Raw genomic sequence first — 20,541 nt, 5'->3', positions numbered from 1 at the left:
CATTTTTGATCTAACAATAATTAGATCATTATCATAACCCCCTAAATACCACAATCAAGATAAAAATGTATTTATAAGAAACTGGCAAATTAGAATGTACAGACTGGTGTAGTTATGAAACTCGAAAAAGTTTTGACATTCACTGAAAAGGAAGAGGAACTGGCTGATCTTCTTTCTGAAGTGGGTCTCAAAAAGAATGTCGCCAAGGTTCTGGTTTATCTTGCAAATACTGAAGAAGCGACATCAAGGGAGATCGAGAGGGGGACCGATCTCCGCCAGCCGGAAGTCAGCATAGCCATGAGAACCCTGAGCGAAAAGGAGTGGATCTCCAACAGGGAGAGCAAGGCGGAGAGCAAAGGCAGGCCCGTGAAGATATATAATCTGTCAAAACCGATGCCTGAAATCATCGATACTCTTGAGAAAGATAAAAAGGAAGAGATCGAAAACCAGCTTGAAATTATAAAAAAGATCAGAAAAATAGTCTGATCAAAATATATTTACCCCATTTTCATTTCCGATTACAACTTTTGTCCTGTCGGTAAATTCCGTAAACAGCCCGCAGCTCAGGACACCCGGCATATTGTTTATCGCAGACTGGAGGAGTTCCGGCTCGTCGATGAACCCGAAATCACAGTCTACTTCGAAATTTCCGCTGTCGGTTATTACGGGGCCGTCTTTTTTAACACCCAGGCGGATTGAAGGAATGCCGCCGAGTTCACGGATTCTTCTTTCAAAGAGACCGAGGGCGAAGGGGAGTACTTCGACGGGAACGGGGCCGTGGAGCTTTTCGCACATCTTAGATTCGTCGGCCACAACGACAAAGAGGTCCGCAGCATCGGCGACACACCTTTCGAGCGTCTGTGCGGCTCCTCTTCCTTTTATCATCCGGAGCGAAGAGTCGATCTTGTCCGCACCGTCGATTGCAATATCGAGCGAGGGGTATTCATCGATCACGGAGAGCGGAATGCCGTACTCTCTTGCCCTCATCGAGGCCTGAAAAGAGGTTGGGACGCCGATCATATCAAGACCTTCGGAGGATATCCTTTCGGAAAGGCGCTCCATGGCGTAGAAGACCGTCGAGCCTGTTCCGAGCCCGACCGCCATGCCGTCCTGTATGAGTTCGGCTGCAAAATACCCGGCATTCTTTTTGGATATATCAATATCTGAAGTCATTTCCTGAAACCTGATCAGTAGTCATGCACATACAAAAAAGAACTTTCTATTTATGGTGATCGGGGTCCGGAAAGATCCGGATCTGGTAACCCGGCGATCGAAAAAAGGGTTGAATTATCTTATAAGATAAACGATGGAGACCGAAGCGGTTACGTCTACGTCGCCAGCTTCAACGGATGTCGAAACTCCGGCCGAGGCTGTCGACTTATACATCGCATCCTCGGCATAGGCGTAATTGTAGCTCACCGGGGTGTAGCTTGCACCGACGTTGACGGTCTTTACTCCGACAATCGAGACCCCGAGTGCTGAGGCGACTGCGTCTGCGTCAGATTTGGCCTGTTCAACGGCTGCGTCAAGGGCTTGCGAACGGAGTTCGTTGGACTTCTCGTCGCTGAGCGTGAATGAAACGTAATTTATGCTGTTTGCACCGGATGCAACGGCATTGTCGATTATCTCGCCTGCCATGTCAACCTTCATGGTCTCCACTTTTATGGTGTTGGTGACCCTGTAGACTGTTTTCTTCGAACCGAATATGGAGTCGTCACCTGAGGTGTACGAATAGATATTGTAGCCGGTCGTCTCGATCTCGTCGCTTGTCAGGCCCATTCCCTTCAGGGCACTGAGAACCTTATCCATCTTTACTGCATTTTCCTGCTGGGCTTTGTACGCGTCGGTATCTTCAGTTTCTACTGCGATTGAAACTATGACTGTATCGGGTGCGGAGGAAACCTTCCCTGTGCCCGATACCGAGATGGTCTTATCGTCCGAGGTGTCTGCGGCGGCGGCTGTGCCTGCCATTGCAGCGACAAGGACGAAGATCATCGAAACCAGAATTAGTTTTTTCAGACTCATTTGTATCAGAAGATAGTAGCACTGAAATTTATTAACACTATTCATGACTTCGAAAAAAACTGAAGTTATTTGTTTTGATTTTGGATTTGAGAGGAGTATGAACAAATGGAATCTCTCCAGATCTCTAATACAAATTCAATAATTATCTAATCTTAAGATTTACTTTGAGAATCATAACAATCGAAAAATCAATACCTAAATGAGATGTCGAATCGGGGAATCTGGTGTTTTAATCATCAAGAAAGCTTGCAAGATTTTGAGATTGTTTCAAACTCAAAAAGATATTGTAATAAAATACTGCAATCTAAACAAATTGCGTCTCAAAGACTGATCATTATAACAATGAATATTGATCAGTTCATTTAATAACCATTAATAGCCCGACTTTTTTTTAGATAATTTCAACAAGAATTATATTATAAAAATACTGCAATTGTTATATAGGAGTTCTCTTTTAATAATATTGAGATGACAAATGGAATTACAATAAGATTAGCTCGAAAATTTTTACCAAAATCGGTTCGACAGAGCATCAATTCATTTCGACATCGCCTTTCTATACTTCTGGAGAGAGGAGTTGGTATCAAATTTGTTTGGAGTTCTAATCCATCTGAGTGGCAGGAGTATTTAAAAGATAAAGATATCGAGCAAAAGATAGACTCTCTGAAGGATGGCCTCGATAAAATCTCGAGAGATTATGTAGATAAATATATTTACATTTACTCAAAATTTTCTAAATCAACCTTTAATAATTATGTGATTCTTCCAACAAAAGATGTATATACAAAAGAAGATTTTAGTAATTTTAAAAAATATTCTTCAATTGAAGAAAAAAATAAATTCAATTACATAATGCCAAAAAAGAGTATTTTTCCTGATTATTTTATGTTTTTTTTGAAATATGGTATGAAAGAGACAGGAATAGAATACAAAGAGCGATGTAAAGGAAAATCCATTATTGATCTTGGTGCATATAACGGTGATTCTTCAACTTTATTCATTGAAGAAACGAATTGTAAATCTGTCTATGCTTATGAGCCACAATTAGGGGTTTACAATGAATTGGTTAAGTTCCTCGAGTTAAATGATCTAAAGGATAAAATTATCCCTCTAAAAAAAGGAATCGGGGATAAACAATGTAAATTGTTTATAGGTTCAAGAGGTGGAGATGAACCTTTAACTGATTATAAAACAGATGAAAACGAGGAAGTAGAAGTTTCAACTATAGATCAGGAAATCTCACAATTAAACCTAAATATTGGTTTAATTAAGATGGATATCGAGGGTTTTGAAATGAATGCCCTTAAAGGGGGAATTAATACCATCAAGGAACAAAAACCGATTTTATTGGTTTGTATCTATCATAATCCCAAAGACTTTTTCGAAATAAAACCCTATTTAGAAAGCCTTAAAATCGGATATAAATTTATGATTCGAAAGTCCGGTGGTCTTTATTCACCTACAGCTGAACATATACTGATAGCATATTAGATAATATCAAAAATATTTTGAAAATCTTGAAAACAGCTGAGATTTCCAGAAATCTTTTCTCTAATTTACTTCATACCTTCGTATTTTAAATTGAATAATAACTTTCACGGAGCCGGAGGGATGCTTGTCCATACCGACAGAGACCTATCGCCATGTGGAGGTGGGTTCAAGGGGAGGAATCGTCTCCTCCCTGTATAATTCTGATATTCTTTTTTCAGGAATCTTTCCGGGCATAAGCCCCTGAGGGGCAGCCCTCTGCTTAATTCGCTACGCGAATTTGCGCAAAAGGTGATAGCCCGGCCTGGACGCTACCCGTTCGGGTAGCCTTGGCCGGGAAGAGAAAAGAGTATTAAACGCAAAATACGTTAAAAACTCACTCAAGAACGATCGTCCCGACGACCCTGAGCTTCCCGGCATCAAGGTGATGTACGATCGCTTTGTCACCGGGGAAGTACGCGATCTCCTTTTCGAGGCTTATCTGGACTTCGGGATTCTTCGGGTCAGATCCGTCGGTCACCGAATCGATCTTTCCCGAGACGTAACTCATCCAGTGGCCGATATGGATCACCATCGAATCCTTCATCGGGGTATTCCAGTATTTGACGACCTTGATCCTTCCCTTGAACGAATCGCCGGTCTTTATCGAATCGTCGGTGGTCACGACCTGGCCCCTGTCGATCTCGTCTGCCGTAATATTTTTCAGTGCAAGTCCGACGCGGTCATACGGGACGGCATCCGTGCAGTCATCGTCATGCCTCTGTATCGAGCGGATCTGTGCGGTTCTCTCTCCGGGGAGAACCCTCACGGAATCATGAGTCCTGATCGTTCCCTTCACAACTCCGCCGAGGATCACGGTTCCGATGCCCTTCACGTTGAAGTGATGATCGACCATCACCGTTCCCGGAATATCGGAGACCACCCTCTCCACCTTCGAAGCGGCGGCGAGTAGTGACTCCCTGAGAACGATCGAATCGTCCTCCATGAATGTATAGTTCTCGATAACCGTCCCTTTGATCAACGGATCGATCTGAGACTTGTCGATATAATTCCTGAGGATCACGTAGCCGCTCTTTATCCCGGCACAGTCGAGCATGACCACACATTCACCGAACTCGGGGGTGATTGCGTCCACGACCAAAATTGCGGACTGCGACATCGCCACGGCATAATACAAGGGTGCGACCCGCTCGGGGTATCTGGACGGCTCGATAATCGTAACAGTATCTTCGCCCTTCTTCAGGTTATAGAAAGTAATATCGGATTCGGTCCCGGCCTTGCCTATATTTTTGGCATAGCCGTGCGGGCCGAGAACCGCCACATTGAGATTAGGCATAGTGCCAATAATTTAGCTCTGAATGGTAAAGATGGTTTTCGTCCGTGAGTGAAAATTGTTAGCTCAAATATATTTGCTATAAAAATCTGCGTCCAGATCCTTTAGATCCCTTGTCCCGATTCCAGCAAACATTTTGGTTCTTTAATGTGTCTCATGTTTTTCTCAGCGACCCCGGGCACCGGCGGCCAAGCCGCCGGACGGCCCCTGCCCATGGGCCTTGCCTTAAGATAATCTTCTCACGGCACGCCCATGGGACCGGCGAAGTCCCCTAGCCTGTTTAATTAAGTTTTGTTTGGAAATCCGGATGAGATCCTTTAGATTCATTGTCCTGGTTCCAACAAAATTGTAGATTTTTATCGATTTTTGTGTGGTGAAATCGCCCACCATGAGGGACATGTATAAACAAACCGCATCCCTCCATCCGAGGGGATACTCGTCTATCCTCCGGGCGGCTATCACCATAGAGAGGCCCCGAGGTCGGGGCCGATCCACGGGTCTGCGAAGCGGTCCGCGACGTGGGGTTGCCTACAAAGTTTGTACAAAACGAACCCAAGATGAGAAAGAAGAAAGGAACAAAAAAAATATTTCAGGAGATTACCGGTGCGCAAAATACGCAACGATCCCGGAATCAGAAACAGAATCGATCCTTGCAAAGCCAACCCTTTCGAACTGGACCACCTTGTCTAACTCGTCCCTGACCAGAATTTCACAGAGCCCTTCCTGCTTTCCCTCCGGGGTGAGGAGGATGCATTTCACCTTCTCCGATTCCGGAAGCCACTGGATGATCGGGGACTTCTCCTTACGTGCCTCTTCAAGCGACGTTCCTGCGTATTCGAATACACGCTCTCCGTTCGTATCTCCGATCCTCACGTTGAAGAGATCCTTGAACCGGACCATCGGGACATCCGCGAGCTCTTCCTCCGGGGCATAGAGAGTCCCTTTGAAATCAAGCATCCTGTATCCCCTCGCCTCGTCGTTCGGGTGGAGAAACGCCTTTGCCGTAACAGCAGGGGCCTTTTTTATCTCGCACTTCACCGGATTCGGGACGAAGAAGTACCTGTTCGCAACCGGATCGATTACCTGCTTATTCTCGGCAAAGAGATTCTCCCACGAAAAAGCGATATCCGTCTGGCCGACACCGATATCGATCATCGAGTTCCTCACCGCATCCGCCTGGATACCTCTCCTTGCAATCGCCCTGAGGGTGCCGAGATGGATATCATCCCAGCCCGTATATTTTCCGGCACGAATACCCTCCTTCATCGCCGTCGTCGAGAGGACGAGGCCGCCTACCGACATTCTTCCGTAGTGATAGAACTCCGGCTGGCTCCACCCGAGATAATCGTAGATGAATCCCTGGCGCTTCGTATTCGCGATATGATCCTTCCCCCTTATCACGTGCGTTATACCGAGAAGGTGATCGTCGATCACCACCGAGAAGTTCATCATCGGAAAGACACGTGCATCCGTCCTGAGATGCGGAGTCTCTACGATCCTGAAGAGAGAGAAATCCCTCATCGCGGGATCGGGAAGATCCACTCCGGTCTTGACACGCACCGTCGCCGCACCCTCGGGGAAGGTCCCATCGAGCATCTTCTCCCACAGGGAGATATTCTCCTCGACCGTCTGGTTCCTGCACGGGCACTCTTTCTTGCTGTCCTTAAGGAGCTTGAAAGCCGCAGAGTCACAGGTGCAGACATACGCATTTCCGGACTCAAGGAGTTTCCGGCAGTATGTGTAATAGATATCCAGCCTGTCGCTCTGGTAGACGATCTCCGAGATCTTCAGGCCGAGCCATTCGATATCCTCAAGGATCATCCCATAGTTCTCGGGCTGCACACGCCTTGCGTCCGTATCCTCGATCCTCAGAACATATCGTCCGCCGTACTTCCGCACATAATAGTCGTTCAGGTATGCCGCACGGGCATGACCTATATGAAGCGGACCGCTGGGATTAGGAGCGAAACGCATGACGACCCCGTCCTTGCCCACGTTCTTCAGGTCGCGAAGACCCCTCTCCTTCGTCTTCTTCTCCTTCTTCTGGTCGAGGAGTTCGGGAGCCATCTCTGCAAGCTTCTCCCTTCTCTCCGCCGGAGTCATACCGTCGATCTCCTGAAGAACCTCGTTCAGGATCGCGGACATCTCCTTTGCACGGGAGCGGAACTCGGGGTGTTTGCCCATCAAAAGTCCTAAAACAGCGCCTGCCTTAGGGACGTTTTCGTGCTCTACTGCGTTTTCCAGCGCGTGAATGTAAAAAAACTGTTTTGGGTCCACTGACATGCCGTTCAGAAGCTCCGGTTGATGAAATAATCCGTAATTTCTCCAAGAAGCCTTTTTTCCTCGCAGTCAGGGAATACGACGAGCGTTTCCTTCGCCCTCTTAACATGATCCATGGCCGTCTCCCTCACTGCATCGATAATCCCGGCCTCTTTAAGCTCGGTTATCGCCTGGTCGATCTCCTCGTCGCTCAGGTTCTCCTTCCTGTACTTCGACAGGTCGAGACCCTTGTCCTTTGCAAAGATCGCGACAAGCGTCTGTTTGCCTTCACGAAGATCCGATGCACGGTCCTTCCCGGACTTCTCCGAATCCGCCATAAGATCGATTACATCGTCCTGGATCTGGAACGCGACACCGCTCAGGTATCCCCAGTCGTGAAGTGCCCCGACCTGCCGTGCATCTCCACCTGCAAGAATACCGCCGATCGCAGCAGCAGCCGCATAGAGTTTTCCTGTCTTCTGCCCGACCATCTCGAGATACTCGTACGGATCAACATCATCGCGTTTCTCAAAAGACATATCCTCGTGCTGACCCCTGCATATCTCGAGGCATGTCCTCGCAAGAATCGCGACAGCCTCAACCTTTGCAACCGGGTCCGCATCCGCCATCGTTATCAGCTCGAACGCCTCGGCGTAGAGAACATCCCCTGCAAGAATAGCCGTAGGCTCGTCCCACTTCGTATGAACTGTCGGAACACCCCTGCGTGCGACGTCCCCGTCCATGATATCGTCGTGAACAAGAGTAAAAGTGTGCGTCACTTCAAGTGCAAGTGCAGCGGGAATAACCGAATCGGAGCTCCCCTTCTCAACGATATTCGCCGCAAGCATCGTAACGGACGGACGGAGTCTCTTTCCGCCGGCGCAGAGCAGGTGAGCGCTCGCCTTGTCAAGTTCGCCGGGGAGACTGCCGTACATACTCTCAAGCCTCGTATCGATCAATTCTGCATTTTTCTCAAGATATTCTTCCAGTTTCATATTACCATCATCCTATTTCGTGACATTAATCTTCATCCCGTTCCTGAGCAGGTGGGCATCGTTGCCGAGCGTATAACCGCATTCCTCAAGCAGTTTTATGTAATCGCCGGTCATGTCGACGTCACCGTGGGCGGGAATCACGTGCTGGGGGTTCAGCAGGTGGATAACCTCGTAATGGTCCTCTCTCTGCCCGTGACCGCTCACATGAAGGCCTTCGAAGATCCTCGCACCCCTCATCTTCAGCAATACCTCCTGATGGTAGCGCTGACCGTAGTTCATCGGGTTCGGGATGACATTGGCGCTGTAAAGAACCTTGTCGCCCTTGTCGATCCTGTACGGACTGTTGCCCTGTGCGATCCTTGTTAAAGTCGCGCCCGGCTCGCCCTGGTGACCGGTGACTATTGGTACATATTTGTCCTTGCCTTCCTTAATCATCCTGCGGATGACACGGTCGACCGTCTTCCGGTTGCCGAACATCGAGAGGGTCTCGGGGAAACCGACCTGTTTGAGCTGTTCGGCCGTAGAAGAGTATCTCTCCATCGAACGGCCGAGCAGGACGGGTTTCCTTCCGATCTCGTGGGCGCATTCCGCTATGGTCTTGACCCTTGCGATATGGGAGGAGAACGTACTGACGATGATCGCGTTCTTGTCGTCCTCGTAGCTCGTCATCACATCGCGGACAAGCTTCTGTGCGACACGCTCGCTCGGACAGCGGCCGGGGAGACGGACGTTCGTACTCTCTACAATAAGAGCGATAACACCCTCGCGGCCGAGCTCCTGCATCCTCGCGATATCCGGCGGGTTGCCGAGAACGGGGGTCCGGTCCAGTTTGAAATCGAGGGCGTAAACGATCGCACCCTGGGGAGTATGAAGGACAGCCATCGCAGTATCGATTATACTGTGCTGTATGTTTACGAATTCGATATTCAAGTCCTTCGATATCTCGTACCTGTATTTCTTGCCTGCACGGAGAGCGAAGACCTTGTTGTTGACTCCGAATTTTTTCTCGCCCTCGATCTGCTGTTCGATGAGCTTGGCGGTATAGGGAGTCCCGATAATCGGTGCATTGTACCTGTGAGCAAGCTTGGGGATCGCACCGATATGGTCCAGGTGGCCGTGGGTGCAGACAATCGCCTTGACACTCCCTTCGACAGTATTCATTATCGTATCGTCGGGTATGGCCTTCATCTCAATGAGGTCGAGGGAGTGCATATTCTCCACTTCCGCGTCCTCGTGGATCATAATCTGGTCGAGGCGGAGCCCCATATCGAAGATTACAATCTCCTTTCCAACCCTGACGGCGGTCATATTCCGACCTACTTCGTTATAACCGCCGACGGCTATTATTTCAATATCCATTTTAAATCTCCTGAAATATCAGATTTTTAGATCTTTTGCATGAAAATCACGTTGTGATTTACATGAAACAGTGCATGAAACGGAGGTTTCATGCCCCATTTTATATCATTTCACCAGTTCTTCCGGTAATATAGACTCTTTTTCCGGCCAGTGCTCCGCAGCTCTCAGAGCCCGTCAGGTACATCGCGATCCTAATCTCTTCGTGGATCTGCCTGATCTTCTCGAAAAGCGCCTCGGAACTCTCCATCGCCGGCTTAAGCAGCGGAAGCGCCATTCCTCCCAGGGATGCGCCAAGTGTCACAGCCTTTGCAATATCTATCCCCGACCTCAGGCCTCCTGAAGCGATCACGGGCTTTCCCTTACCGCATACCTCGATAAGGGAAACGACAGTCGGAATTCCCCAGTCTGAAAAATCCCTGCCGAGCTGTCTCAGCGACTCGTCCTCGCCCCGAAGGGCCTCCACGGCCGCCCATGATGTTCCGCCAAGTCCGCCGGTATCGATCGCAGCGGCCCCTACGGACCACAGCTTCTCCGCGGCCTCCGCCGATATGCCCGCACCCGTCTCCTTGACGATTACGGGATATTTCGAAGATGCGCAGAGTTCTGCTATAGCATCGAGACACCCGGACGAATCGTGATCACCCTCGGGCTGAACAGCCTCCTGAAGAGGATTCAGGTGGATGCAGAGCGCCTGTGCGTCTATCATCTCCACTGCACGATCCGCCCATTCGGAACCCTTCTCCCTGAGCTGCACCGCACCAAGGTTACCGCAGAGGAATGCCATGGGTGCAGCCTCGCGAACGGCTGTAAAACTTCCTTCAAGTTCGGGGTTTTCGAGTGCGGCCCTCTGTGAGCCCACGCCCATACCGATATTGAATCGTTCTGCGGCCTCTCCGAGCCGCCGGTTGACTTCAGTCGTATCGGGATGGCCCCCGGTCATGGCCGATATAAACAAAGGGGACGCCAGTTTATGGCCGAGAAAACGGACACCCGGATCGATCCCGTCCATGCTGCACTCGGGCAGAGAATTATGCACAAGCCTGATATCTTCAAAACCGCTTCTGCCGGCTTCGATATCGCCGCCGCAGCAGATCTTCAGGTGCTCGAGTTTTCTTGAGGAGGTATATTCCGATTTGTCCTTTTTCTTATCCATCTTTAATTCCTGGTTGTTCCGGCCTTCCCTGCGGCTATAGTGCGACATCTGGCCGATCAGCCGGACCGCATATGCGCCCGATCGCGGGGCGCCGTCATTGCGGCAAATCTATATTCTGTTCCCGGTTAAGGCGACACCCTTGTGCCGCCGTTGTCGCGCCCGTCAAGGAAATCACTGACACGGGATATATGGAAGAGCTCCGATTCGACACCCTCTTCGGCAAGGAGAAGGAGTTCGTCGATCTTGCCCCTCATGCCTCCGGTAACGTCGGTGCTGCCCGATCCGCGGATCTCAAGACCGCCGGCGTTATTCCTGGTTATATGACGGATTACATTCCCGTCCCGATCGAATACACCGGCGACATCTGTCGCAAGCCCTATTCTGTCGACTGCCATTTTCCCTGCAAGGCAGCTGATAAGCTGATCGCCCGAGACGATACAGGCCCCCTGCCCGATATCCATCACTACGTCCCCGTGAAGAACAGGAATTACACCGTTTTGGATTAGCAGTTCGACAGGACTGCTGTCAAATGATATTAGACGTCCGTTTTTCGCAGTACATGCATCAAGCGGGTGAATGCCTACGGCCTCCACACCACTGGCACGCAGCGCGTTTACCACCTCATCGTTCAGGCTGCACACAGCTCTGTGGGTGATAAATATGCCTGCTTTATTAGTATGATCTAACCCCTTATCAAGATGATGCTCTTTCGCTTCGGGATGGCCGCACGAACCGGCGCCGTGAACGATGACCGGCACGACGTTCTCTCTCGATGCGAGTTCGACAGCTATCTTTTCAAGAACGGATTTGTTTACTTTGCATTCGCCCGAAGATTTGTCGGTGATTACGCTACCGCCCAGCTTTAATATAATCTTCTCTTTCATCGTCGTCTTCCCTGCGTGCCCCTTCCGTATCTATTGTAGTTATAATCGCCTTTCCGTCGGCAGCCTCTATTGCAGCGGCGACCCTGCTCTTGGATCTCTTCGGGCAGAGTGCGATCATGCACCCTCCTCCTCCGGCCCCTGTCATCTTGGCGCCGTATGCACCGCCGCTCCTTGCCGCATTGACAAGCCTTGTCAATGCCGGATGGCCTACCCCGAGAGCCTCGAGGAGTGAATGGTTGACGTCCATATACCGCCCAAGGACTTTTAAGTTGTTGAAGTTGTGCATGGATCTTATCGTAACCGCCTCTATCGCATTGAGGATCGGGTCGACCACGAGCGGGTTAGTCCTCCTGAATTCGCCCACCATCTCCACGAGTTCGGAAGTCTTGTGCGAGACGAGGGTATTGCCGATAACGATGTTGAAATTCTCCGGCGGGAGGATTCTTCTTTTATTGTCCTTGATCAGGATCAGTCCGCCGTAGGTGGAGACGAATGTATCTGTCGGACTCGCCCTTCCTCTCTGGACCTTCTTCTCCACCTGGTACGCGATATCCGCGATATCCTTCTTCTCCAAGGAGAGGTTGAACTCATCGTTTATCGCCGAGAGTGTTGCGACTGTGACCGCTGCTGACGACCCGAGTCCCGAAGAGCTCGGGAGCTGGGAATGGATATAGACACTTCCCGTAACCCCGGTCAGCTCGAAACAGTTCTCTATATACGGGGAATTTATCTTCGAGGGGTTCCGCACCTTTCTGACCGTGACCGAGACCCTCGGTTTGATGGCCATTGCTATTCCCGGTTTCCCGTAGACCACCGCATGCTCGCCAAATAAAAATACCTTGCCCGGTGCACTCCATGTCGCCATAATATCACTTAAAAAACTGCAACCGCCGCGTACCCGACAACCTGGCTGAAGTCACCCGAGACATCGCCGCTGGTCATGTATTTCAGCAGTTCACTCTTTTTTGCACCGAATAATTCCCTGCATGCCTCAACCATCACGGCAATCGGCCCGTAGCCACAGGCACTGACGCCCTCCTCCCTGATCCTCCTGAAAAATTCTTCGGAATCAAGATCGAAGAGAGCTTCGATGGCATAACCGTCGAGCCTTCTCGCCTCTTCATCGGGGATATAATGCGAAAAGTCCGATGATGCGACAATCCTGACATCCGACGACGTCTCCCTGACCGTACGGACGATCGCCTCCGCCATCGCTTCTGCTCCCTGGAGAGTCTGCCTTCCCATAAGTACCGGCACGACCTTCGCATCCGGGAACCTGAACTTTATGAAGGGCATCTGCACTTCGAGTGAGTTTTCCGGCTGGGCCATTGCAAAATCGTCCCTGTTTATATCGAGTGCGGAGACGAGGGCCTCGTCACATTCGATAATCCCGAGAGGCGTCTCCCATGAAAGGCCCGACGTACAGTCGGGATAGCCCGCATGGCTCGGTGCGACAACGATAAAAGTCCCGTTGAAATCACTTGGAATTGCAGAAAAGGAATATGCGGCAGCCTGACCGGAATATATTGTCCCCGCATGAGGGGATACTATTCCGCAGGCATCTACAGGATGCGGCAAAGCAACATGACTAAAAAAATACGCCAGCTGCTCCTTTAAAGAAGCGGGCTCCCCGGGATAGAATCTCCCGGCCAGAGTGACCCTGCGCACATCCATGTAACCATAAACTCCGGGCTCGCTTAAAGCTCGATCTCGAAGTCTTCTACTGTAATGGAGGTCGGGACACCACGTATCTTAAGAACCTCTCTTGCAAGCAGATAGTATATCAGGCTCAGAGCTTTGCGCCCTTTATTGTTTGTAGGGATTACGAGATCAATATATTTAGTAATGTTGTTGGTGTCGCAGAGAGCAACTACCGGGACGCCGCACTGGACTGCCTCGTTGATCGCCTGCGAATCGCCGATCGGGTCGGTTACGATAACCACTTCGGGTTCGACGTAGTTGGGGATCCTCTGATTGGTCAGCATTCCGGGAATGAAGCGGCCGACCTTCGACCTTCCGCCGACTGCATCGGCGAACTTCTTCGCGGGGTACTGTCCATACTGGCGCGAGGTCACAACGAATACCTTTGCAGGGTCGAACTTTGCAATGAACTCTGCAGCGGTCTTTATCCTGTCGTCTGTCTGCTGAATGTCAAGGATGTAAAGTCCGTCACCGCGGACGCGGTAGATAAACTTCATCATGTCCTGGCTCTTCTGCTGCGTTCCGATGTGTACACCGGCAGCGAGGTAGTCTTCAACCGGGACTAAGGACTCTTTCAGCTCTATCTCAATATCACTATTTGCATTCAATTAATCAGCTCTCCTTTTTATCTTCTTTTCACTGTAATGGGAATTACGCCCTTTTGGTACTCCTCTAATGCGATTTCAAGAGGATCAATCTTGTCTGTTTTCACTAATAACGGTGCGCCCATCGAGATTTGCAACGAGCGTGCCCCGACGATGCGGGCTCTTTCATAGCGGGTGTATGATGTTGTCATCTTTAATTCCACAGAACTTCTTAAGAACATTTAAATTTTTGGAAAATGGGGTCGCTGAGATTCGAACTCAGGTCACAGCATCCCGAACGCCATAGGATTCCAGGCTACCCCACGACCCCTCCTAAATTTATTGATAAGGGTTGAGATCGTCAATGATCTCCTTGTGCGAAAGCAGCATTCTCCTGCAGCAGTAACGCTCAAGGCCGAGATCATCCAGAATCTCCCTGATATCCTCACCAGCTTCCAATCTCTTCTTATACTCTTCATACTCGGTGGAAATCACTTTTCCACAGGTAAAACATCTGACTGGTATCATTGAGCCTGATCTCTCCCTTATATTTTAGCCATCCTAACGATAAGACTTTTGGAATTTCTTTCTTGCACCGCGTCCGTGAGGCTTTTTCGCCTCTTTCTGGCGGGAGTCATTGACAAGAAGAGTCCTGTCATATGCAAGATATGCGTCCTTAATCTTGGGGTCGTTATACCAGTTAAGGATACCGCGGCCTATTGCAGTTCTGATAGCGTCTGCCTGTCCCATGTAGCCGCCGCCCTGAACCTCGACACTGATGTCGATCTCGTCGGTTATGCCGGGGAGAAGGAGAAGGGGTTCTGAAATCTTCAGCCTTGAAAGTTCTGTCCCGTAGATTTCAAGGGGAACCGAGTTGATGCGGATCCTTCCTTTTCCTTCCTTTACGGTCGCCCTGGCAACGGCGGTCTTCTTCTTTCCGCTTGTATTGATAATCTTTGACATAAATCTTTACCCCGGTTAGAATTTTGCTCCCAGCGTTTCGCTGATCGTTCCGATCTTCACGTACTTGGGAGTCGACAGGGACTCAACGTGGGCAGAGTCGATGACCTCGAATTCAGAGTTGGCAAACTCGTTCGGGACGCCGACATATACCTTTACTCTCTTGAAAGCCTCAACACCACGCTGCCTCTTGTAAGGAAGCATGCCCCTGATCGTGCGCTTTATGATGTGGTCGGGTCTTCTCGGGAAGAACGGTCCGCCTTCGCGTGAGCCGCGCTTTCTCTTCACGTCGTAGTCTGCCAGAACACGTGCCTTTGCACCTGTAACTACGGCAGCTTCCGCATTGACGATCGCGATCTCCTCTCCCTCAAGGCATCTCTTGGCTACAAGGCTCGCGAGTCTTCCAAGGCGCAGGTCTGTTGCATCGATTACTGTAACCATTCTCCTCACCTCAGTATCCTTACAAGTTTTCCCTCGGGATTCGTCTTCACGAGGTCCTCAATAGTCATACAGGTTCCGTCGGCAGCTTTGATCTTGTCTGCTGCAGCCCCGCTGAAATTGAGCGCGGCAACCTTCACTCCCCTTGTCAGTGCTCCGCTTCCGAGAACCTTGCCGGGTATGATCACGGTCTCGCCTTCGCGGGCGTACCTGTTGATCTTGCTGAGGTTTACCTCGGCGTAGTTGCGGCTCGGGGCCTCAAGTCTTCTCGCGATCTCGCGCCAGACCTTCGCATCGCCTGAACGGGATGCTTCCTTTAATGATGAGATCAGGGCAGTGTAACGCGGATTTGTCTTAATATCTTTCTTCATATCAGATCGCTCCGGATATCTCGTTTAATACATCCACCAGGCTGTCGGATTTGTCCTTCATTATTCCTAATGCGCAGGTCATGATCTCCTTCACGGGGAGCGACCCGTCGCTTTCGACGACAAATAAAAACCTTGTATTGTCTGGTTTAACGCTTATTGCCGGTCTGTCACCGATTCCGCTCGCCATACATGCCTTCTCACAGAGACGGCACATCGAACAGTCCTCGAGTTTTCCGTCGGCTATCTCGACCGATTTTTTGCCGACCCTGAGAACATTGCGCGGGCACTCTTCGACACAGTTGCCGCAGGCGTCACAACGGTCATCGATTGTGATGACAGGATACGCCTTGTAGCCGCATGCGAGAGTGGGTTCCCATTTTGCATGTTCATCCCCAATATTGAGTTCTGCACGGGCCTCGAGAACGACCTTCTGGTCCTTTTCGAGCTTGACGACGGGTATATCCATGTTTACCGGCGTGGCTCTCGGGTCTGCAGGTATGAGATCGCTCGAATGAACCGTACCCGGGCCTTCAACGCTGAGTGTGAATATGGCCTGGCAGGACGAACATCCCTCGCCGCCGCACGAACATTCGGACTTCTTCACATATTCTGACAGATCGGTCTTGATCGGAATCAGGCCGAGCCTGTGTGCCAGCATCTCATCGAAGAGTGCACTGTTATTATCATATATCAGCACGTCTTCGATTGCGAGTGTAGGCACTTCTCCGATCATTGTCCTGCGGAATGTATTTGCAAATGCAGGAGTAGCATCCTTAAGCGTAAAACGCGCAATATCTTCGTCCAGCCTGCTGAATGAAATCTCCATTAATCAGACTCTCCTGCCCCTTCTTCCACCTTTTGCACGGATGCTGTCATGTGGAACGGGCGTTACGTCTTCGATGCGTCCGATTCTCATTCCCGCACGGGCGAGTGCACGGATTGCAGCCTGTGCTCCGGGACCGGGACTGCGTTGTTTGCCCCTGCCTGGTGCACGGACCCTGACGTGAACTCCTACGATGCCTTTGTCCTTTGCCGCCTGTGCGACATTGGTTGCCATCTGCATGGCAGCATAAGGTGAACTTTCATTTCTGGCCTGTTTGACAACCATACCGCCGCTGGACTTTGTCACGGTCTCGGCTCCCGAGAGATCGGTTATTGTTATGACCGTGTTGTTGAATGATGCGAAGATGTGGGCGATTCCCCACTTTTCATCGGATGCCATTATGCTCTGCCTCCAGAAACGATGCGCTCGCGCTCAGGGTGTACGGTGTCTGTAAGTGGAGATGTTCCGTAATATGCGACACCTGCTTCTTCGGACCTGCGTACGCGGTAACCGGGTATTGTAAGCTTCCTGCCGTTCACGGCGATGTGGCCGTGTGTAATGAACTGGCGGGCCTGCTTGGGCGAACGTGCGAGACCTTTTCTGTAAACGATGGTCTGGAGTCTGCGCTCGAGTTCGTTCTCGGTCTTCATGGCAAGAACGTCGCCGATGCCTGCACCGGCGGAGAGAAGACCGTACCTCTCGAGGTGACCGAGAAGCTCGTCTTCTTTTCTTGCGATAAACGCCTCATCCGTTACGGATGATTTAAGGGCAAGAAGGTCACGGGCTGCACGCCTGTATTTACGAAGCGTACTCTGGGCCTTCCAGAACTCCCTCTTGTTTCGAAGACCGTATTCCATCATGAGTCTGTTCTCATCCTCAATACGGGTCTTCTCGAAACGCCTCTTGGGGGTTTCATATTTCTTGTGGTTTTTTCCAGGATATCCCATTTTAAATCACCCGATTATTTCTTCTTGCTTACACCGACGGTTGCGCCGTGGCGGCCTGTCGATTTTGTACGCTGTCCCCTGACCTTCTGGTGGGTTTCGTGGCGGATACCGCGGTAACAGCGAATCTTTCTCATCCTGTTGACGTCGTCGTCGACAGCCATACGAAGGTCTGTACCGAGGAGCTGTTTTGCCTCTCCGGTGTACACATCCTTCTGACGGTTAAGCATCCATGCAGGGACCTTCTCGGTGTAGCCTGAGACTACCTCGCGAATTCTGTCCACAACATCCTCTTCCAAAAGACCGAGGGTTGCACGCGGGTCTACACCGGCCATCTGTGCGATTGAGACCGAAGTGTGCATACCGATGCCTGCAAGACCGGTAAGCGCGACCTGAACAGATTTGGTACCGTCAAGATCTGTGTTTTCTACCCTGACGAAGTATTTTATCTCTTGTTCTTCCATTCATTTGCCTCTCAGTATAACATACTGCATGTAAGATTTACGGTTTGTGAGCGTTGAGGGAGGGATTTGAACCCCCGAGTCCGAGAAGGACACGGGGTTAGCAACCCCGCGCCATACCAGGCTTGGCTACCTCAACTTTTTTTAAACAACGCATCTTACGACACTCGCGGAAATGTTCCGCTCCATGAATATGCTTTAAAAGATGGGTCAATATCGTTATTAAGCATTGCGGAAGATACGATTTTCCTCCGAACTTTTTTCCCTGTATTCTGTACGCAGGAGAAATAGAAAAAAATGGCTCTTTGCTGATCTTGTGTGGGTAAATAATTTCGGAATAGCACCCATCCTCACATACGTTTAGATATTGCTTACACATCTTACTCTGGCAACCCCGGCACCGGCGGCCAGACCGCCGGACGGCCCCTGCCCAGGGGCCTTGCCTGAAGATAATCTTCTCACGGCACGCCCAGGGGACCGGCGAGGGTCCCCCGGGCTGTTGAATTTGCTTTTACATGCAAATCATGTTGTGATATACATGAAACAGTGCATGAAACCTTTGTTTCATGAACGCTTTTGAGTATACTCTTTCTATACAAGCCATGAATTTACCACTCTTTCCGCTCAGGGGATACTTGTCTATCCCCTGGGCGGCTATCACCAAGAAAGGCCCCGAGGCCGGGGCCGATCCGCGGGCCTGCTGTGCGGCTCGCGGCGAGGGGTTGCCAAAAGTAGTGAAAATTGCTTTTATATCTACATGAAACAGCGAATAGCGAAAAGAAAAAAAAGAAATTTAAAGAGCCACGATAAGCGACTCTTTGGATATCTGGCCGACGAGTTTCTGGTCGTTTACGACAGGCACCGAGCTGATGTTCTTGTTTACCAACAGGTCGACGATCCCGGCGATGTCTGTTTTGGCATCGACGGTAATCGCAGGCGACGTCATGATGTCACTGACGAACAGGTTTCTGACCTGATACTCCTGGTGTTTGTCGCCGACTGCAGAGCGGAACTCACGGAGAGATTTCGCGATATCGGTTTCGGTCACTACCCCGATTACCCCGGTTTCGTCGGTGACGACGAATTTCGTAACGTTTTCGTCGAGCATTCGCCGCCTCAGGTGGACTACCCTCTCGCCGGGGTGAATCGTGTGCGGAGCCTGCATGATCTTGTCCGCAGGGATTTCAGGCTTTACAACCTTTAACAGGTCGGTCGCATCCACTTTTCCGATCAGCTTGTGGTCGCTGTCGAGAATGACGACGATCTTGAACTCCTGCAGCAGCGGGACCAGCACGTCTACGGGCTCGTCCGGGTAAGCGGACGTAAACGCCTCATCGATGCCGCTTGCGACATGTATCTTCGTGGGAGATACGGTAGAGGTTTTTTTGCTTCCAAGCGTATCGGCAATCGCCTTTCTTGATATTGTCCCGACAACCGCCCCATTGTTCGTTACTATAAGGGGATCGGCGGCCTCATCAAGCATCTTATCGAGAGCTTCCGTTATTGCAGCGGATTTTGCTATGGCAACAGGCTTTGACATTATATCTTTTATTAACAGATCTTCATTCATCTGAAACACCTCCAGTGGGGAATATTATTATATTTTTCCTCTTTCCGTTCTCATGCTCCCCTGCCGTACGACAGGGGCACTTCATCTCATTTCAATAATCTTTACCAGGTGACGAATTCCCGTTTCCGGACTGCGATAGCAGCCTTACCACATCGAACTCTGTTATCACCCCTACAAGGTTGGAATCTTCGATAACCGGGAGTGCACCGACATTCTTCTCGATCATCTGTATCGCGGCGTCTCTCGTAGAGACGTCCGGAGAAGTCGTGTAGAGATTTCCCGACATGACGTCCCTTACAGATACCGAGATTATGTCCGAGACATCCCCCGTAACCATATTTTTGAACACACCTCCGTTTCCAACATACTTCATAATATCCATCGCCGTGATTATGCCGAAAAGGACATCTTCGCTAACTACGGGAAGTCTCCTGAATTTATGCGAGATCATCTCCTTTGCGACATTTGTTACTGTGTTGTCCGGCGACGTTATATACGGCGATCTTGTCATCACGTCCCTGACCGTGAGTGGGCTGTCCTGGTAGTTCATTACCTTTAAGACGTCCCTCTCGGTGACGATGCCTTTTATGGCGCCGTCCGAATCAAGGATCGGGATTCCGCCGCATTTCTTCTCTACTATCAGGGATGCAACCTCCTGTATCCGGGCGTTCTCCCTTACCGAGAGAACCTTGGGGCTCATAATCTCGCGGACGCTGTCATTCAAAGCCGAGATTACGTTCCCCTTATGTTTCCTGGACACCAGGTTGAATTTCTCCCCTCCACCAATGAAATTTATGATGTCGCCAGCGGTGACGATTCCGAGAACCTTTCCGGTTCCGGAATCGGTTACAGGAAGCCTCCTGAAACCTTTCTCCGCCATCGTCTCGACGGCACCTATGATGCTCATCCTCGGAGAGACTGTTATGACATCAGCGGTAGAAATTTCGCCGACATGTCTGTTATTGTAGTTTATATTGTTCTTGCCGTTTTTTTGCATTAAACCATCCTGTTTTTATTCGCACATGAAACGGATATATCATGCACATTTCACGGGGAGACTGCCCGGCAGTTCCCCGTATTTATTTTCTGCATACAGACTGCGGATCGGGGGCATAATAAAAGCCCATACAAGACCTGCAGTAACTGCAACTGCATTACATTATATTCCGGTTTTATGCCTCGGACTGTTGAGG

Annotated in this window: 25 protein-coding genes and 2 tRNA genes; 2 read left to right on the top strand and 25 right to left on the bottom strand. The window is 50.1% G+C overall.

Features of this window, described 5'->3' with window-relative positions; translation table 11 throughout:
* Positions 1–114: 114 nt before the first annotated feature.
* A complete protein-coding gene (locus MPET_RS03915; RefSeq protein ID WP_013328721.1) occupies positions 115–486 on the top strand; it encodes a helix-turn-helix domain-containing protein in 372 nt (123 codons plus the stop codon).
* Here MPET_RS03915 and rpiA read toward each other — a convergent pair whose 3' ends face one another.
* A complete protein-coding gene (gene rpiA, locus MPET_RS03910; RefSeq protein WP_013328720.1) occupies positions 487–1,173 on the bottom strand; it encodes a ribose-5-phosphate isomerase RpiA in 687 nt (228 codons plus the stop codon).
* Between the two features lie 114 nt (positions 1,174–1,287).
* The gene (locus MPET_RS03905; protein WP_052297235.1) at positions 1,288–2,025 is read right to left on the bottom strand and encodes an SIMPL domain-containing protein; all 738 of its coding nucleotides are present in this window, start codon (positions 2,023–2,025) and stop codon (positions 1,288–1,290) included.
* A gap of 468 nt (positions 2,026–2,493) precedes the next feature.
* Between MPET_RS03905 and MPET_RS03900 the strand changes: the two genes are divergently transcribed.
* Positions 2,494–3,516: an FkbM family methyltransferase gene (locus MPET_RS03900; protein ID WP_013328718.1), complete on the top strand. Its 1,023-nt coding sequence runs from the start codon at positions 2,494–2,496 to the stop codon at positions 3,514–3,516.
* Positions 3,517–3,889: 373 nt separating this feature from the next.
* Here the strand turns inward: MPET_RS03900 and MPET_RS03895 are convergent, their stop codons facing one another.
* From MPET_RS03895 to MPET_RS03785, 23 genes are all read right to left on the bottom strand, one after another.
* Positions 3,890–4,849 (bottom strand): EF-Tu/IF-2/RF-3 family GTPase, encoded by a 960-nt coding sequence (locus MPET_RS03895; RefSeq protein ID WP_013328717.1) that lies wholly within the window; start codon positions 4,847–4,849, stop codon positions 3,890–3,892.
* A gap of 222 nt (positions 4,850–5,071) precedes the next feature.
* Positions 5,072–5,311: a hypothetical protein gene (locus tag MPET_RS03890; protein WP_048130592.1), complete on the bottom strand. Its 240-nt coding sequence runs from the start codon at positions 5,309–5,311 to the stop codon at positions 5,072–5,074.
* A gap of 132 nt (positions 5,312–5,443) precedes the next feature.
* Positions 5,444–7,129: a glutamate--tRNA ligase gene (locus MPET_RS03885; RefSeq protein WP_013328716.1), complete on the bottom strand. Its 1,686-nt coding sequence runs from the start codon at positions 7,127–7,129 to the stop codon at positions 5,444–5,446.
* 5 nt (positions 7,130–7,134) lie between these two features.
* Positions 7,135–8,100, bottom strand: coding sequence for a polyprenyl synthetase family protein (locus MPET_RS03880; RefSeq protein WP_013328715.1), 966 nt, complete (start codon positions 8,098–8,100; stop codon positions 7,135–7,137).
* 12 nt (positions 8,101–8,112) lie between these two features.
* Complete coding sequence (locus MPET_RS03875) at positions 8,113–9,459, bottom strand: RNase J family beta-CASP ribonuclease (protein WP_013328714.1); 1,347 nt, start codon at positions 9,457–9,459, stop codon at positions 8,113–8,115.
* Positions 9,460–9,559: 100 nt separating this feature from the next.
* Positions 9,560–10,612, bottom strand: coding sequence for a type 2 isopentenyl-diphosphate Delta-isomerase (fni, locus tag MPET_RS03870; protein ID WP_013328713.1), 1,053 nt, complete (start codon positions 10,610–10,612; stop codon positions 9,560–9,562).
* Positions 10,613–10,737: 125 nt separating this feature from the next.
* A complete protein-coding gene (locus MPET_RS03865; RefSeq protein ID WP_013328712.1) occupies positions 10,738–11,496 on the bottom strand; it encodes an isopentenyl phosphate kinase in 759 nt (252 codons plus the stop codon).
* Positions 11,462–12,361 carry a mevalonate kinase gene (mvk, locus tag MPET_RS03860; RefSeq protein ID WP_013328711.1) on the bottom strand — a complete coding sequence of 300 codons (900 nt, stop codon included), beginning with the start codon at positions 12,359–12,361 and terminating at the stop codon, positions 11,462–11,464. The genes MPET_RS03865 and mvk overlap by 35 nt, the downstream gene beginning before the upstream one ends.
* 8 nt (positions 12,362–12,369) lie before the next feature.
* On the bottom strand, positions 12,370–13,170 hold the full coding sequence (gene amrB / locus MPET_RS03855; protein WP_013328710.1) for an AmmeMemoRadiSam system protein B: 801 nt from the start codon (positions 13,168–13,170) through the stop codon (positions 12,370–12,372).
* Positions 13,171–13,193: 23 nt separating this feature from the next.
* Positions 13,194–13,805, bottom strand: coding sequence for a 30S ribosomal protein S2 (gene rpsB, locus MPET_RS03850; protein WP_013328709.1), 612 nt, complete (start codon positions 13,803–13,805; stop codon positions 13,194–13,196).
* Positions 13,806–13,822: 17 nt separating this feature from the next.
* The gene (locus MPET_RS14800; protein WP_013328708.1) at positions 13,823–13,993 is read right to left on the bottom strand and encodes a DNA-directed RNA polymerase subunit K; all 171 of its coding nucleotides are present in this window, start codon (positions 13,991–13,993) and stop codon (positions 13,823–13,825) included.
* Positions 13,994–14,039: 46 nt separating this feature from the next.
* Positions 14,040–14,112: transfer RNA gene (locus MPET_RS03845), tRNA-Pro, on the bottom strand.
* 8 nt (positions 14,113–14,120) lie between these two features.
* The gene (locus tag MPET_RS03840; RefSeq protein WP_013328707.1) at positions 14,121–14,309 is read right to left on the bottom strand and encodes a DNA-directed RNA polymerase subunit N; all 189 of its coding nucleotides are present in this window, start codon (positions 14,307–14,309) and stop codon (positions 14,121–14,123) included.
* Positions 14,310–14,342: 33 nt separating this feature from the next.
* A complete protein-coding gene (locus tag MPET_RS03835) occupies positions 14,343–14,744 on the bottom strand; it encodes a 30S ribosomal protein S9 (RefSeq protein WP_013328706.1) in 402 nt (133 codons plus the stop codon).
* 15 nt (positions 14,745–14,759) lie between these two features.
* The gene (locus MPET_RS03830; protein ID WP_013328705.1) at positions 14,760–15,182 is read right to left on the bottom strand and encodes a 50S ribosomal protein L13; all 423 of its coding nucleotides are present in this window, start codon (positions 15,180–15,182) and stop codon (positions 14,760–14,762) included.
* A gap of 5 nt (positions 15,183–15,187) precedes the next feature.
* Complete coding sequence (locus MPET_RS03825; protein WP_013328704.1) at positions 15,188–15,550, bottom strand: 50S ribosomal protein L18e; 363 nt, start codon at positions 15,548–15,550, stop codon at positions 15,188–15,190.
* Position 15,551: 1 nt separating this feature from the next.
* Positions 15,552–16,376 (bottom strand): DNA-directed RNA polymerase subunit D, encoded by an 825-nt coding sequence (locus MPET_RS03820; RefSeq protein ID WP_013328703.1) that lies wholly within the window; start codon positions 16,374–16,376, stop codon positions 15,552–15,554.
* Positions 16,377–16,379: 3 nt separating this feature from the next.
* Positions 16,380–16,772, bottom strand: coding sequence for a 30S ribosomal protein S11 (locus MPET_RS03815; RefSeq protein ID WP_013328702.1), 393 nt, complete (start codon positions 16,770–16,772; stop codon positions 16,380–16,382).
* Positions 16,772–17,320 carry a 30S ribosomal protein S4 gene (locus MPET_RS03810; protein WP_013328701.1) on the bottom strand — a complete coding sequence of 183 codons (549 nt, stop codon included), beginning with the start codon at positions 17,318–17,320 and terminating at the stop codon, positions 16,772–16,774. Before MPET_RS03810 ends, MPET_RS03815 begins: the two co-directional genes overlap by 1 nt.
* Before the next feature lie 14 nt (positions 17,321–17,334).
* Positions 17,335–17,781 (bottom strand): 30S ribosomal protein S13, encoded by a 447-nt coding sequence (locus MPET_RS03805; RefSeq protein WP_013328700.1) that lies wholly within the window; start codon positions 17,779–17,781, stop codon positions 17,335–17,337.
* 51 nt (positions 17,782–17,832) lie between these two features.
* Positions 17,833–17,917: transfer RNA gene (locus MPET_RS03800), tRNA-Ser, on the bottom strand.
* 654 nt (positions 17,918–18,571) lie between these two features.
* On the bottom strand, positions 18,572–19,348 hold the full coding sequence (locus MPET_RS03790) for a CBS domain-containing protein (protein ID WP_013328699.1): 777 nt from the start codon (positions 19,346–19,348) through the stop codon (positions 18,572–18,574).
* A 91-nt stretch (positions 19,349–19,439) separates the two neighbouring features.
* Positions 19,440–20,345, bottom strand: a complete 906-nt coding sequence (locus MPET_RS03785) for a CBS domain-containing protein (RefSeq protein WP_013328698.1) — start codon at positions 20,343–20,345, stop codon at positions 19,440–19,442.
* Positions 20,346–20,541: the final 196 nt, after the last annotated feature.

This window comes from Methanolacinia petrolearia DSM 11571 (assembly GCF_000147875.1).
Lineage (GTDB): Archaea > Halobacteriota > Methanomicrobia > Methanomicrobiales > Methanomicrobiaceae > Methanolacinia > Methanolacinia petrolearia.
Note: the sequence above shows the minus strand (reverse complement) of the source record. Positions and strands in the feature narration are given on the sequence as shown.